General features: G+C 56.2%; 13 protein-coding genes. 5 read left to right on the forward strand and 8 right to left on the reverse strand.

The window, feature by feature from the left end; genetic code table 11:
- The 3 genes from ACIQ20_RS13585 to ACIQ20_RS13595 form a co-directional block, all read left to right on the forward strand.
- On the forward strand, positions 1 to 959 hold a 959-nt coding region (locus ACIQ20_RS13585), incomplete at its 5' end, for a TonB-dependent receptor plug domain-containing protein (RefSeq protein WP_395781166.1).
- A 6-nt stretch (positions 960 to 965) separates the two neighbouring features.
- Positions 966 to 2,357, forward strand: a complete 1,392-nt coding sequence (locus ACIQ20_RS13590; RefSeq protein WP_395781168.1) for a TonB-dependent receptor domain-containing protein — start codon at positions 966 to 968, stop codon at positions 2,355 to 2,357.
- A gap of 376 nt (positions 2,358 to 2,733) precedes the next feature.
- Positions 2,734 to 4,323, forward strand: a complete 1,590-nt coding sequence (locus tag ACIQ20_RS13595) for a phosphoesterase (RefSeq protein ID WP_395781170.1) — start codon at positions 2,734 to 2,736, stop codon at positions 4,321 to 4,323.
- Between the two features lie 10 nt (positions 4,324 to 4,333).
- On the opposite strand, the gene ACIQ20_RS13600 is transcribed toward ACIQ20_RS13595, so the two are convergent.
- Entirely contained in the window at positions 4,334 to 5,281 is a 948-nt protein-coding gene (locus tag ACIQ20_RS13600) for an AraC family transcriptional regulator (RefSeq protein WP_395781172.1), read from the reverse strand.
- Positions 5,282 to 5,412: 131 nt separating this feature from the next.
- Here ACIQ20_RS13600 and ACIQ20_RS13605 point away from each other — a divergent pair, with 131 nt between their 5' ends.
- Positions 5,413 to 6,249: an SDR family oxidoreductase gene (locus ACIQ20_RS13605; protein WP_395781174.1), complete on the forward strand. Its 837-nt coding sequence runs from the start codon at positions 5,413 to 5,415 to the stop codon at positions 6,247 to 6,249.
- 57 nt (positions 6,250 to 6,306) lie between these two features.
- On the opposite strand, the gene ACIQ20_RS13610 is transcribed toward ACIQ20_RS13605, so the two are convergent.
- From ACIQ20_RS13610 to ACIQ20_RS13640, 7 genes are all read right to left on the reverse strand, one after another.
- Positions 6,307 to 7,926 carry an ATP-binding protein gene (locus tag ACIQ20_RS13610; protein ID WP_395781176.1) on the reverse strand — a complete coding sequence of 540 codons (1,620 nt, stop codon included), beginning with the start codon at positions 7,924 to 7,926 and terminating at the stop codon, positions 6,307 to 6,309.
- A 47-nt stretch (positions 7,927 to 7,973) separates the two neighbouring features.
- Positions 7,974 to 8,729: a response regulator transcription factor gene (locus tag ACIQ20_RS13615; protein WP_395781178.1), complete on the reverse strand. Its 756-nt coding sequence runs from the start codon at positions 8,727 to 8,729 to the stop codon at positions 7,974 to 7,976.
- Positions 8,730 to 8,747: 18 nt separating this feature from the next.
- Complete coding sequence (locus ACIQ20_RS13620) at positions 8,748 to 10,322, reverse strand: DUF4153 domain-containing protein (RefSeq protein WP_395781180.1); 1,575 nt, start codon at positions 10,320 to 10,322, stop codon at positions 8,748 to 8,750.
- 191 nt (positions 10,323 to 10,513) lie between these two features.
- Positions 10,514 to 10,813 carry a hypothetical protein gene (locus ACIQ20_RS13625; protein ID WP_395781182.1) on the reverse strand — a complete coding sequence of 100 codons (300 nt, stop codon included), beginning with the start codon at positions 10,811 to 10,813 and terminating at the stop codon, positions 10,514 to 10,516.
- A 142-nt stretch (positions 10,814 to 10,955) separates the two neighbouring features.
- Positions 10,956 to 11,342 (reverse strand): hypothetical protein, encoded by a 387-nt coding sequence (locus ACIQ20_RS13630; RefSeq protein ID WP_395781184.1) that lies wholly within the window; start codon positions 11,340 to 11,342, stop codon positions 10,956 to 10,958.
- A 9-nt stretch (positions 11,343 to 11,351) separates the two neighbouring features.
- Entirely contained in the window at positions 11,352 to 11,792 is a 441-nt protein-coding gene (locus ACIQ20_RS13635) for a hypothetical protein (RefSeq protein WP_395781186.1), read from the reverse strand.
- The gene (locus tag ACIQ20_RS13640) at positions 11,789 to 11,992 is read right to left on the reverse strand and encodes a hypothetical protein (protein WP_395781188.1); all 204 of its coding nucleotides are present in this window, start codon (positions 11,990 to 11,992) and stop codon (positions 11,789 to 11,791) included. The genes ACIQ20_RS13635 and ACIQ20_RS13640 overlap by 4 nt, the downstream gene beginning before the upstream one ends.
- 164 nt (positions 11,993 to 12,156) lie before the next feature.
- Here ACIQ20_RS13640 and ACIQ20_RS13645 point away from each other — a divergent pair, with 164 nt between their 5' ends.
- On the forward strand, positions 12,157 to 13,359 hold the full coding sequence (locus tag ACIQ20_RS13645) for a patatin-like phospholipase family protein (RefSeq protein WP_395781190.1): 1,203 nt from the start codon (positions 12,157 to 12,159) through the stop codon (positions 13,357 to 13,359).
- The last annotated feature ends 169 nt before the right edge of the window (positions 13,360 to 13,528 follow it).

Below are 13,528 nucleotides of genomic sequence, written 5' to 3' on the forward strand. Positions count from 1 at the left end.
CGGGTACCTTCGTGCGTTCGCCAAACTTGCGCGGTTTGCCGGGAGATCAGGTTCTTGTCATGATGAACGGCAAGCGCTTCAACCGCTCGGCCTTGGTTCAGACCTTTGTCGGCGGTGATACAGCTCTATCGTTTGGTTCACATGGCCCAGACATTTCATCGATCCCCTCAATTGCTATCAAGAACCTGCAAATCCTGCGCGATGGCGCAACCTCGCAATATGGCTCTGACGCGATCGCCGGCGTGATGAACTTTGGCCTCCGTGACAATGCAGATGGTGTGGAAGTCGTTACGCGCTATGGCAAAAGCCTCGACGCCGACGACGGGGAAAGTGCTCAAATCGGCATTAACTGGGGTCTCGGCCTTGGTGAAAACGGCTTCGTCAACCTCAGCGCCGAGTATTTCGATGACCAAGGCACCAGCCGTGGTGCACGCCGGCCTGCCGCGATCTTGTTCGAGCAACAGAACCCAAGCCTTGCCAGCCAGTTACCAAACTTTCCTGGGCCAGACCAAATCTGGGGCTCATCGCCAACCAATGGCTGGAAAGCCGTTGTTAACGCAGGCTATGACCTCTCTGACAAGATAAGCCTCTATGCTTTTATGAATGCCTCCAGCAGCGAAGGCGATCAGAGCTTTAACTTCCGCCAAACCAACACAGGGACAGCTGTGAACGCCGCTGGCGTCACCGTAAACCTGCCTAGCGCAAACGCCGCGTTCCGCAATACCTTTTTTACCACCCCGTGCCCAACAAACAACGCGACCTGCCCTGCTGGTGGCTTTATCTTGGACAATAACCGGTTTGATTTCCGGTCCATCTATCCAGCTGGTTTCACGCCACGCTTTGTCGGTGTGACGGAATCCTTGACTGCCGTTGCTGGTGTCAAAGGGGAGGCCACCTCCGGCTTGACCTATGATGTATCGGCCACGATTTCGGAAAACTCGCTTGACCTTTCGATGTAAGACTCGTTGAACGCATCGTTTGGCCCGCAGTCCAAGACGAGCTTCGAATATGGGGCGTTTAAGCAGAAGTTGGAGAACTTCAACGTCGATCTGACCTATCCGATGGATGTTGGCCTTGCTGGTCCACTGACCTTGGCCGGGGGCTTTGAATGGCGCAAGGAATCCTACACCGTCCCAACCGGCGAGCTTCAGTCCTATGCAGCTGGCCCCTATGCCACCGTACAACGCCTGTTCACACAAACCTCGCCAGGTGTTTTTGCGCCCGTGACCACGCTGCCTCCTGGGGTTACCAACATTGCGGTGCCGCCAGCGTCGAGGGGTTATGCCGGTGCACCACCTTCCAGCGCCGGGACTTGGGACCAAACCAATTATGCTCTTTACGTGGATCTGGAAGCCGATGTGACCGACCGCTTGAGTGGCGGTATCGCAGCCCGCTTCGAAGAGTATGATACCTTCGGCACCGCAACCGTCGGCAAGATCAGCGCCCTTTATAAGGCCACCGATATTCTGTCGCTTCGCGGCTCAGTTGGTACGGGCTTCCAAGCACCATCACCTGGCCAGTCGAACCTGCAAAACGTGACCACAAACTTCGTGGCCGGCAACCAGGTTCAAGAGGGGATTTTCCCGGTCGCTAGAGGGGTTGCGCGTTACTACGGCGCAGTTCCTCTAAAGCCAGCTGAAGCAACCAATTATGGTGTTGGCTTCATTCTGCGACCATTTGCAGGAACCTCGCTCACGATCGATGCCTATCAGATCGACGTGCAGAACCGGATCTTCATCACCCGTCCGTTCCTTGTGACAGCGGCGGACCTGCTGGTTCAGCCTAGCCTTTCTTTGGTTGGTGCCGGCGCGAACATCCGCTACTTCACAAACGGCCTCGATACCTCGACCAAGGGTATCGATATCGTGGGCACGCACTCGACCAAGCTATTGGGCGCGCGCGTGAATTTCACCCTGGCCTACAACCGGAACGAGAATGAGGTGACCAAATCCCGCTCGACCGTGATCAGCAATGCCCAGATCATCACGATCGAAAATGTTGCGCCTAAGGACCGCTTGAACCTCAGCAGCAACTGGTCTTGGGGTGATTGGTCCGTCAATGCCCGTGCCAACTACTTCGGAGAGTGGCGCAACGAGCAAGACTATCCAGGCCAAGTGTTTGGGGCCAAGACGACGGTTGACCTCGATGTCAGCTACACATTTGCTGAAAAATACACTGTCACGATCGGCGCCCAGAACTTGTTCAGCGCCTATCCAGACAAGATCGCCCAGTCGTCCAGCATCAATGTGTTCCCGATCAGTGGCGGTCTGGCCGATGGTCAGGTCTATCCCCGCAGCGGTGGTCCATTCGGCATGAATGGTGGTTTTGGCTATGTCAGCTTGAAGGCTAACTTCTAAACTCAACCGACCTTTAGTCGACGGAAGGCGGGAAAGCTTCGGCTTTTCCGCCTTTTTGTTTTGTCGGGCGAGTGTTCGTAGCCGATGTAATTGCCCCATAGCAATGTGGACAGAACCACTCCTTGCGGATTTGGGTGACCAAGATGGACTCCAACGGCCCGATGCACCTTATGCAAGGGGACTATTGCCCGCAGCGGGAGGGCTAGGTGAATGCTTGTTTGCCAGCAATAGTCTCACCGGGCCTGTGTTTCAAAGACTACGACGCCTTATCGTATTCATAAGCTTTTGACTGCGTACGCCTTCGCTGAAGATCCATGAGTGTCATAAGAATAACGCACGTTGCGGCTAACTCCCTCCTGCAAACGTGGGAGCGGTTATGATGCGCAATGCGAATACGACAGGTATGAGAAACCCTTCATCACAAGCGACATCGCAACGGGGCACCGTTTCCCATGTGGCTTTGGTCAGTGCGCTGATCAGTTTAGCCCTGTCTGGCAGCGTTATGGCACATGGTCGCCATGCCCCTCCCAAAGCCAGCGCGCCGCAAACGTCCGCACCTAAGCTTGCACCGAAGCATGATGATAGAACTGGCCCAAGATGGCTTGCGGGCGACCATCATATTCACAGTCGATATAGTGTCGGCCTAGATACGACTACCACACCACCGACTCCGATTCTGGGCGGTGATGCCGTCTATCCAATAACCACCAATGCCGCGATGGCGCGACGGTTTGGTCTGAGCTGGATGGTCGCAACGGACCATGGCGGACCTAACCATAGCAAAGTCAATCATGACTATGCCTATCCTGAATTACTTCAATCGCGTGCCGCGGTTCCCGAGGTTATTCAGTTTTTTGGCATTGAGCTTAATACACCTGCGGCAGACCACAGCAGTGTGGTCATTCCCTATGGGCCGGACGAAGCACAGCGCTTGCGCGATATTGAGTTTAAGTTTGACTCTCGCGAGGTCTTTCCAAGGTCTGAAGCGCGCAATCAGGAATCTGCCATGATTTCAGCGCTTGAATTCATGAACCAGCAAACGCCGAAGCCAGTTCTTTTCGCCCATCATCCATCGCGCTCAGCTACAGGCATGGGCGAATATGGATTAACCACCCCCCAAGAGTTTCGAAACTGGAATGACGTCGCGCCCCAAGTTGCCATTGGCATGGAAGGCGCACCCGGCCATCAAGCTAGCAGCCTGTCTCGTCCAAAGCTTGGGCTCGCCACACCGTCAGACACCGAGGCCAGAGAATATGGCCGTGGTGCCTATAACAAGACGCCAACTATGGGCGGGTATGACCAGATGACCGCAGAAGTTGGCGGCCTGTGGGATTCCTTGCTTGGCGAGGGTCGCCGGTGGTGGATCACGGCAACGTCTGACTCTCACGTCCACTACAGTGAAGGCGGCATCGATTTTTGGCCCGGTGAGTATTCAAAGACCTATGTGTTTGCGGACAAGACACCAGACTCGATTATCTCAGGCCTGCGTGCAGGCAAGATTTTTGTCACAACGGGTGACTTGATCTCAGAACTGGATGTATCGGTTAAGGCGGTTGGTGCCAATGCGACCGCCTCCATGGGGGGGACTTTATCGGCCAAAGTGGGCGATGATCTCGAGGTAACCATTCGCTTTAAGGACGACAAGGGCCCCAATACCCAGGGCAGCAATCCGCTTGTTTCTCGCGTTGATCTCATCCGCGGTGAAGTAACCGGCCCGGTGGCGGACAAAGCCGCCAACAAAAACCCAACAACCCGCGTGGAAGCACGATTTACAGCCAGCGCTTGGTCACAGGTCGGCGACCAGACTGTGATCACCTACCGTATAAAGAACGTGACCAAAAACGAGTATCTGCGCATCCGCGGGACCAACACAACGGAGCTTGAGCCGCAACCGGACCCTAAAGGGGAGGACCCTTGGACCGATCTTTGGTTCTACTCAAACCCGATCTTTATAAGCGTGAAGTGACGCCCCCCTCTCACCCCACGCGCAATTTCCAAGGCGAAGTCTGATCCAGCTTCGCCTGACGGCGGAATGCGCTGGGGGATTGGCCGACGATCTTTTTGAAGACTTTGGAGAAGCTAAAGGCGTCGCTGAACCCTACGGCTCTTGCGACATGTTCCAGCGAGTGGTCGCCTTCTGACAGGAGGGTCATCGCCTTTTGCACACGCAGGCTGCGCAAATAGCTCAAAGGGGTGTCGCCCATTGTGCGGCGGAACCGCTCTGCCAAAAGGGTGCGCGATAGGCCCGCTTGCTTGGCGAGTTCTTCCAACGTCCAGCCATGCGCGGGGTCTTCATGCATCACGGTCACCGCTTTGCGAATCTGGACATCAGCGACGGCTTGGCTCCAGCCCGCGCGCGCTTGGCCAAGTTGGTCCACCATTTCCCGCACTAGATAGGTAAAGATAACATCCAACAGGCCATACATAATCGTTTGCCCACCTATCGAGGGCTTGTTCAACTCCGCATCCAACAGGCCAATCGTCAAGGTGAGCGGGTGGAATTTGGCTAGGCTTTGGCCGTCCAGCACAAACCAATCCGGAATTTCGCGAAACAAAGCGTGCACCGGGTCATGCCATAATTGATAGGCACCGCTGATCAATGCGCTGGCCGCGGGCGAGGGGCTGAAGGACGACGGTCGGGCCGCAAATTCACCGGCCACCGAGGTGACGTGCACAGGTGGATCTATCGATGTGCTCAGCACATGGGTGCAGCCCCGCGCCATGAGCGCGATCGAGCCAGCTTCTAGCGCGATGGGTTCTTTCAGGCTTGCGGAATGAATGAAGGCTCGTCCCCGCATGACAACATGCAGGCCCATGCTTTTCTCGCACGGGAATTGAAGGGCGGTCTGCCCATCTAAACCGCGAAGGTCCAGCAGGCGACGCTGCAGGCCAGCCTCCTGCAAGATGTCTGTTAGTAAGTCCAACTTCCTTATCCACCTATTCGCCAATTGGTTCGATATTCGGACGATTTGACATGAAATGAATCATTTTTGCCATTCATCATCCTATTGAGTCCAGCTAAATGCAAGTCACTAACTCATGAAGGAAAATGAAAATGTCCAAGATACTTGTGATCGGTGCCAATGGAACGGTCGGCTCGCAACTGGTTCGCCTTTTGTCAGATCAAGGCCACGACGTCGTGCGCACCACCAGTCGCGCGCCGGAAACGGCCCAAGATGTCCACCTCAATCTTGTCTCAGGCGAAGGCCTCGCTACCGCGTTTGCCGGCGTTGAAGCGGCGTTCTTGCTTTCACCCCCCGGCTATACCAATCAAAACGAATTGCTCAATCCGGTGATCGATCAAGCAGTTGCCAGTGGTGTCCAGAAGATCGTCTTGATGACGGCCATGGGTGCCAATGCCGATGAGGCGGCCCCCTTGCGAAAGGTAGAGCGGCATCTGGAGCAATCGGGCCTCGCCTACAACATCATCCGCCCCAACTGGTTTATGCAGAACTTCCATACGTTTTGGATTCAGGGCATTTTGGAGCGGGGCAAGATCCTGCTGCCTGTCGGCAAAGCCAAAGGCAGCTTCATCGATGCGCGCGACATTGCGGCCGTGGCGGCATCCCTTTTGACCCGTCGCGATCTCGACAATCAAGAGTTTGATCTGACCGGCGGTGAGGCGCTGGACCATGATGAAGCCGCCGCTATCCTGTCACACGTCACGGGCCGGACCATCGTCTATGAGGAGATTTCCGAGGGGGCGATGCTGGCCCAGCTACTTAGCGCTGGTCTTCCAGAAGACTATGCCCACTTCCTGATCACCATCCTCGGCTTCTTCAAGGCGGGTTATTCAGAAGCCCTTACCCCGGCGGTGGAGACGATCACGGGCACCAAGCCCCGAACCTTCGCCGCCTATGCGCAGGACTTTAAGGGCGCTTGGAAGGTTTAGACTCCTCGGCGTGGGGGCTTGCGTCTCGCCCCTGAGCTTGCGGCCACACCTAAGATTTTAACGGTGTGGCCGGGCCACAGGTAGCCGCAAGACAAAGGTCACCAGTCCGTCGTCTGGGGCGAGGTCTAGGCTGCCACCGTACCCCCGCGCAAGCGAGCGCGCGATGGAAAGGCCGATGCCCGTGCCGCCGCTCGCACGCTTACTGGTGAAGAAGGGTTCGAAAATGCGGTCCTTGTCGGCATCCGGGATTAAAGGGCCATCATTGGCGAGGCGAACTTCCACCCTGTCCTGAAACTGGTCGAGGAAGACCTCAACCTGCGTTGCCCCGGCCTGACGGGCATTCTCCAAGAGTGTCATCAATATGGCTTCTAAGGTCGGTCGATCCATGGCAGCAGCAGCGGCTGTCGCAGCCCGGCCCTTTGGTCCAAGGATAAGGAAGTGCTCGCTCGAAAAACTATCCGCGACGACAGCCAATGTGTCGATTATCTTGGTGGTGGCGTCGGAATCAATGGCTTGCATATCCGCCCGTGCCAAATCTAAGAGGCGCGAAACAAGATGGGACAATCGGCCAGTATCGGCTGCCATATTGGCAAGAAATGTTGCCCGCTCCTCGGCAGACATTGTTGCTTCATGATCTTGTAAAAGCTCAATCGCCCCGCGCAATCCGGCCAAGGGTGTCTTGAACTCATGGCTGACTGAGGCGGCAAAGTCGCGCAGATAGCGCGAGCGCTGATCAATGCTTTGTGCCATGGCGTCAAAGTCTTCATAGAGGGTGCGGATTTCCACGACTTGAAGAGCCGATCCCATGGGTGTTTCGCGTTTGCCCTTTGCCAAGGCACGGCTGGCAGACGACAAAGACTCTAAGGGACGAACAATGGCGCGGCCAAGGATCGCCGAAAGCCCGATCAGCAACACAAATATCCCAATGACGCCAAACGCAATCTTGCCGCGATCCTCATAAATGCCACGTAGCAAGGCGCGCGGTGAGCGCGATACCAGGACAACCCCAATCACCTGACCCCTTACGTGTATCGGCCTTGCATGATGGAGGCGGATATTGGCTGCCTGACTAAAGATCTCCAAGAAGGTGCGACGATGATAGGTCGAGTTCAGGCGCAACACAGTTTGTGGCCGTCCTGCCAGCGCCTCTGTCACCTCGGGCAAGAATTGATAGCTACCTTGGCGACCGGGGAAGTTCAGCAAGGCCCCATTGCGGTCCAGCAACAGGATGGAAGAGAGCGTCACACGCTTGGTCTCTTCGATAGCAGGCCCCAAGCGCTGCGCGGCTTCAAGTGCATCTTGTTCCAGCGGTGCTGTGAGCGGCGCGGCCTTGGGTCGCTCTGGCAGAATGGGAGAGGCGCGCAGATCAATCGCGGTGGACACATCCTCAACGCCCTCCGTCTCGCTTGTTTGGTAAGGGCCGCCACTGCCGCGATCGGGATGTGCCTGCGGTGGAGCGCGCTCTGTCGTGGCATTGCGAGCATCAGCAGGCGCTGCAGAGCTTGATGGCGCAACAGGCCACACAATGGCCGCGGCTGCCGCAATGGCTGCACTTTGAGCAATGAGTTCAGCTTCGGTCCGCCGAACAAGGGCATTCTCATAGACGCGCAAGAAAATGGCGCTTAAGCCCGGCAAAGCCGCAACAAACAACATCACGCCAAACAAAATCGTTCGCAACCTTAGTACCGGCCAAAAGCGGACAATCAGGGATTTCAGCGCCCCAATCACGATGCCGCTCGGGAACAGCTGCCGATCGCATAGCCAATAGCTGGCCGCGTCTCGATGATATTGGGGCAGCCGACTTCGGCAAACTTACGCCGTACATTGCGTACATGGCTGTCGATGGTTCGATCTGAAACGGCAAAGCCTGGGCCGTGCAGTCGATCAATCAATTGATCTCGGCTGAACACGCGGGTTGGGGCTTGCATCAGGGTTCGTAGCAAGGTGAATTCGGTTGCCGTCACGGGGACTTGTCGATCGAGCCAGTAAGCCGACCAGTTGTCGGAATCTAGGCGCGCATCTCCATGGCGCAGGATCGGCCCAGCCGATCCGACGGCGCTGCTGTGGGTAGAGGTGACTGGATGGCTGGGTAAAGACGGGCTCGCCACCCGCCTTAAGATGCCGCCCACCCGGGCAACCACTTCGCGTGGCGAAAATGGTTTCACCACATAATCATCGCCGCCAAGCTCGATCCCCACAATGCGATCAATCTCATCATCGCGGCTGGAGAGGAACAGGATTGGAAGATTGCTTTGGGCTCGTACCCGGCGGCAAACTTCCAACCCATCCATGGTTGGCATGGTGATGTCCAAAATCATCAAATCTGGACTATCACTGGCGACCATTTCTAGGGCGATTGCCCCATTCTCTGCCTCACGTGTTTGATACCCCGCCTTCGCCAGCGCAAACACCAAGAGCTGTCGAATATGTGGGTCGTCATCCACGACAAGAATTGTTTGGTCCATGCGTTCCATGTTCATCGCGTCTGGCTCTAGATGTCAATTCAAGGGGGATGCGGATTCGGGATTATAGCTTGACGCTGGGTTTGACCATGAATTGAGGATTATCTTGCCATCGCAGCCCCGATCTCCCGGCCCCAAGTCAAGCGGTGGCAGACTTGCTACAGCGCGCTGTGCGGTGGCGACATTATGATTGAGACGCCAAGTCCAAGCCCTGTCATACAAGGCTGTCTCTTCTTGGCGCTGAATAGTCTCCCGGACAAACCTAAGGCGCTTTTGGAACTCAGCCGGCAAAGGCCGTTGTTCAAGCGATACCAGTGGCAGGATGGCACCAGAGCCCAAAGTGCCCATGTAGCATAGATCCAGCTCTACGCCTCGGCCGCCTGCCTCTTTGGCATGGGTCACATTCCACTGAGCGGCAAGGGTGCGAGTATCAACAAAGCAAAAGCCAGTCAGGACAAGCCCAACAGCCCACAGGTTTGCATTGATCAGCCAGCCTCCCGATTTGGCAGACAAAAGCCGCCAGCAAATCAAGGCCAAGCCAAATCCAACCAAAACCATCCAAGCCAAAGCGGCAATCCGCATCTCGGTTAGGCTATAGGCCTCAACATAGTCCCAGGTCCGAATGATGGAGGAGGTGACCAGCAGGACATTCTGCACGATCCAGGCGCTTACGAGCCCTCGCGCCAGCTTGTTCTGTGCTGCTTCGCTGCCCGGTGACATCAGTACCAGGACAAATAGTCCGGCCAATAGGGCCGTGACGATCAGGGGATAAGCACCCCGATGGGCATATTGGGCCAGAGTCAGATCATCGGGCAGGGGCACAAGGCCGCTCATGAATGCTAGGTCCATGCCGTTTTGCATCAAGAACAGGCAGTTAAACACGAAGAGCGATAGAAGGAGGCTCGCCAAGGATGGCGACTTGAATGAGGCAAGCGCAGCTTCTGGCGTTTCAGCTCTTGGCCCTCTTCGCCGCCATGGCCGGAACAGGGTCCAAATCAATGTGCCTATCAGAAGGCCGATCAGCGTGCGGCCGAAGAACTCGTCATTAATTGCTGGAAATGAGAGTTGCTCAAACAGATGCTCCAGCACAGGATTGGCTTGAACAAACAGCGCCAGGAACATTCCGCCACCTATAACAGGCAGTGCCAACAAACGCAGGATTGCCCGCACATTCAGCTTGGACTTGGGAGACCGTTTGCGTGCTTTGGCAATCAGACCGGCATCGGTAAGCGGCGAGAAAGGGGAGGCCACCCCATGGACTGCCAAGCGCCCGAACCATTGCCAACCATCTTTCAAATGGCTGGAAAACGGGATCAATGCCGCGATACTAATGGCTGTCCAAAAGAGGGCAAAGGAGAATAGGCTGCCGTGCAGAAAGATCGCGGCGCAATAAATTCCGCTGGCGATAACCGCGCCAATCCCTTGTCGCGTTGACATGATTGTGGGCCGCACAACCATAAGGCCCGTGAGTAGGGCTAAGCCAAATAGCCCGAAGTTTCCTACGCCAAAGCCCTGTTGCCAGAACATCCAGTCCCACATCAGAACCAAAATCGCGGCCGTTGCTAGCTTCACCAGAAAGCCATGCCGCTTCACTATTCCAAATCGATCCATCACGCGCTCCTTGTCGTTAGAGCGCTTGTTGTGCCGTACCGATTTGCAAGGCGGATGCGTGCCCGATTGGGATGCTAAGGATTGGCTGTGCAGAAAATGTGCAGGGTGAAGCCAGGTTGCGCGTGCAGAGCCCCAAAGCCAAACGACGCCGCGCCGTTAAAAAATCCGGCGCGGCGCTGAAGTCTGTGGGTTTAGGAATGCATGTGCTGTGGCAAAGCTTCGACTTGTGCCTTGGTCCAAGTCGTTGTCGCATGGACGTGGCCCCGCTCGTTCCGCATGAGATCCAATAGATTAATCTTGAGAGAGGCAGGCTTGGTGCCTAGCCTTAAAAAGCCGCCGACATCGACAATGACGTCGCCCGACATGCCCATGCCATGCGCATGGGATACTTTCCCAATCTTGGCATCTTCGGCACCATAGACGGTCGCATCATCAAGTGTTGCGGCGTTGAGTTCGGATTCGACGAGGCGGATGTGTTTGCTGTGATCCATGCCAGATATTCATTGCTTTGAATGAAGGGCAGCCTTGCTCCCCTCAAGAACGCGCCAGCAGGGTGGCCGTTCCTTGAAAGGAGCAGGCTTCGCCGTGCAGACACACCGGGATGTATTGCCAGGGCCAAGTGCGGGGCTCGCCTTAATCTGCCATGCTAACGGCTTCATCGTCCTTGGCAGGGGCCTGTTTGTCTGTAGGTTTTCCCGTTTTCGCGGTCTTGCGCCGATCAAAATAGGCAAAGACAAGGCCCCCTGCCACGACGAGGGCAAGTCCCGCCAAGATCGCAGGAGCTGGCGATTGGCGCGGCTTGAATTGCGCTGCGACTTGGCGGGTAAATTTGTTACTCTTGATCATGCTGTGGAGGTATTTCTCCGTCTGACCGGCCATGCGCGAACCAATATCGCGCACCTTTGTGTTGGTCATAATCGCATCGACCTGCCGATCCAGATGATCATCTTTAAAGGCATCTATGGCGACAGGAATTAGGGCGACGATACCGGCGACGAGCTTCTCATTTGAATTGGACATAGTGTGTTCCTAGTGGATGCTTTGTTGAGGCGGACAGGGGTGAGCTTGTGGCGTGGGTGATGCAGGTGGTGGAGCGGATTCGTCAGTGGTGTCGGGTGCTTGGCTATCCGGGACAAAGGCCTCAAAGATTGGGAATAGATCCTCCGGCTCGATCCCAAACCGTGCCGCAGCCCCTGCGACGACAGCTGCTGCAAGGGCTGCCATTGGCTTGTGGTCAATCAAACTCGCAACCACCGCCTGTAACCGCGCCTTGCGGCGGCTGGCACGAACGTGGGTCAGTGCAAGGAGGCTAAGCGCGACAAGCCCACATCCGACAGCCATCACAACCGGGGCCAAAAGTGGCCCTGCATAGACCAACAAAGCACGATAGCCCGCGATGATAAGAAAGATCGCGCATGCCAGTGCAAAGATGACCGCAAAGACGCGCAAAGAGATGGCGCGGCCTATCATGTGCGTTTTCGCGCCAAGAGGCTCGTGACCAACAGACCCAAGCCAAACGCAATGGATAGGGTCAGCACGGGTTGCTTGCGGATGAAGTCTGACAAGGGGCCGACTTCGTCGGTGGCATTGTCCAAAGCGGCATCTGCTTCTGGTGGCATGACGACGAGTATCAACTCGCGGGCCGCGTCATCTGCTTGCTCATGGTTCATTGCTCAAAATCCTCTGGCCCCTAGAACGCCTCACCTATTCCTTTGTTCCTGTGGTTGATGCGGTGCGGCCCGGCCCGCCTGAACCGAGGATGCGGCAGGGATTTGTTCTGCATCAAAGCCGCTCGTTCGCATGAGCTTTAAGGCTACTGGGCGTCGCAGAACCCATGCGTGCCGCATGGGGGCTAAAAGCCGTGATCAAAAAACTCTTGGCTGCTGCCTTGGTGAGCCTGCTCGCAGGCTGCGCAACGCTGTCGCGCATGCCTGCACCACCTTTAAGCTCCACCCACGTCGCGCCCGCCAGCTACCAAGCCAAGTTGCGGATCAACTCCTATGATCCACAAGCCAGCAGCCTTGTGACCGCTTTGTACACGAAGGCGATTGAGGCCTCTGATGGCTCCATCGACATTTTGGCGCTATCGGGAGGTGGCGCAGGAGGGGCCTTTGGTGTGGGTGTCTTAGTCGGGCTGCAGCGTAAAGACACGCGACCAGAATTTGAAATCGTAACCGGCGTCAGTAGCGGCGCCTTGATCGCCCCTTATGCCTTTTTGGGCCCAGATTGGGACCCCGCGATCACCGAGATTTATACCGCCCCTGAAACCGCACGCTTGGTCGTGCGCCGTGGCCTTGGGGCGCTGTTTCAAACTAGCCTGTACCGCACCGATCATTTCAATCAATGGGTCGACAGCTATGTCACACCAAAATTTATGGCCGCGATCGCGCGCGAGAGCCGGAAGGGGCGCTTATTGTTGGTCGCCACAACCAATATCGACACCGGTGCTTCCACTATCTGGAATATGGGCTTGATCGCAGAGCAGGGCGGGCCACGCGCCCGGAATTTGTTCATCGACGTCTTGGTGGCGTCATCCTCGATACCGGCTGTCTTTCCACCTAAACTCATCGACGTTGAAGCTGGCGGCCAGCATTTTCAGGAAATGCATGTTGATGGCGGCGTTGCCGTGCCCTTCTTTGTCGTGCCTGCGAACATGTCTTTGGGCGACGAGATAATTCGTCGCCTTAAAGGCGCTAATCTCTACGTTATTCTCAACAGTCAGATTGAGATTGGGCCGGCAAACAGCGTGCTCAAGACCACATCCATTATTCCCCGCAGTTTTGAAATCGATCAGGTCTATCGCGCCCGACAGAATGTGGCGCTGACAGCCTATTTCGCGACGAGCAACGAGATGGCCTTTCGCATGACTTGGATCCCATCAAGCTTTCCCTATCAAGGCTCTCTCGTCATGGATCAGCCAAGCATGAAGTCATTGTTTAACGCCGGGCTAGGTCTCGCCGAAAGTGGTCAAGCCTGGAAAAGCGCCGACGATGTGGCAGCGGAATTGGGCGAACAGAATGTTGCCGCCAAGCCTTGAGCCAAGAGGAGTATAGCCCCTGCCGGGAAATTGGGGGAGTCTGCTTTGCGCCACGGAACGAACCCGCTCCGCGGGAGGTTTGTGCGTGATGGGCTGGGGGCATGGATTTGGGCTGATTGCGATTTTGATTGAAGAAGTGGGTTTAGGTTCTGACGATGGATGCTCCTTT

Source organism: Aquidulcibacter sp. (genome assembly GCF_044346625.1).
In the GTDB taxonomy this organism is placed as follows: domain Bacteria; phylum Pseudomonadota; class Alphaproteobacteria; order Caulobacterales; family Aquidulcibacteraceae; genus Aquidulcibacter.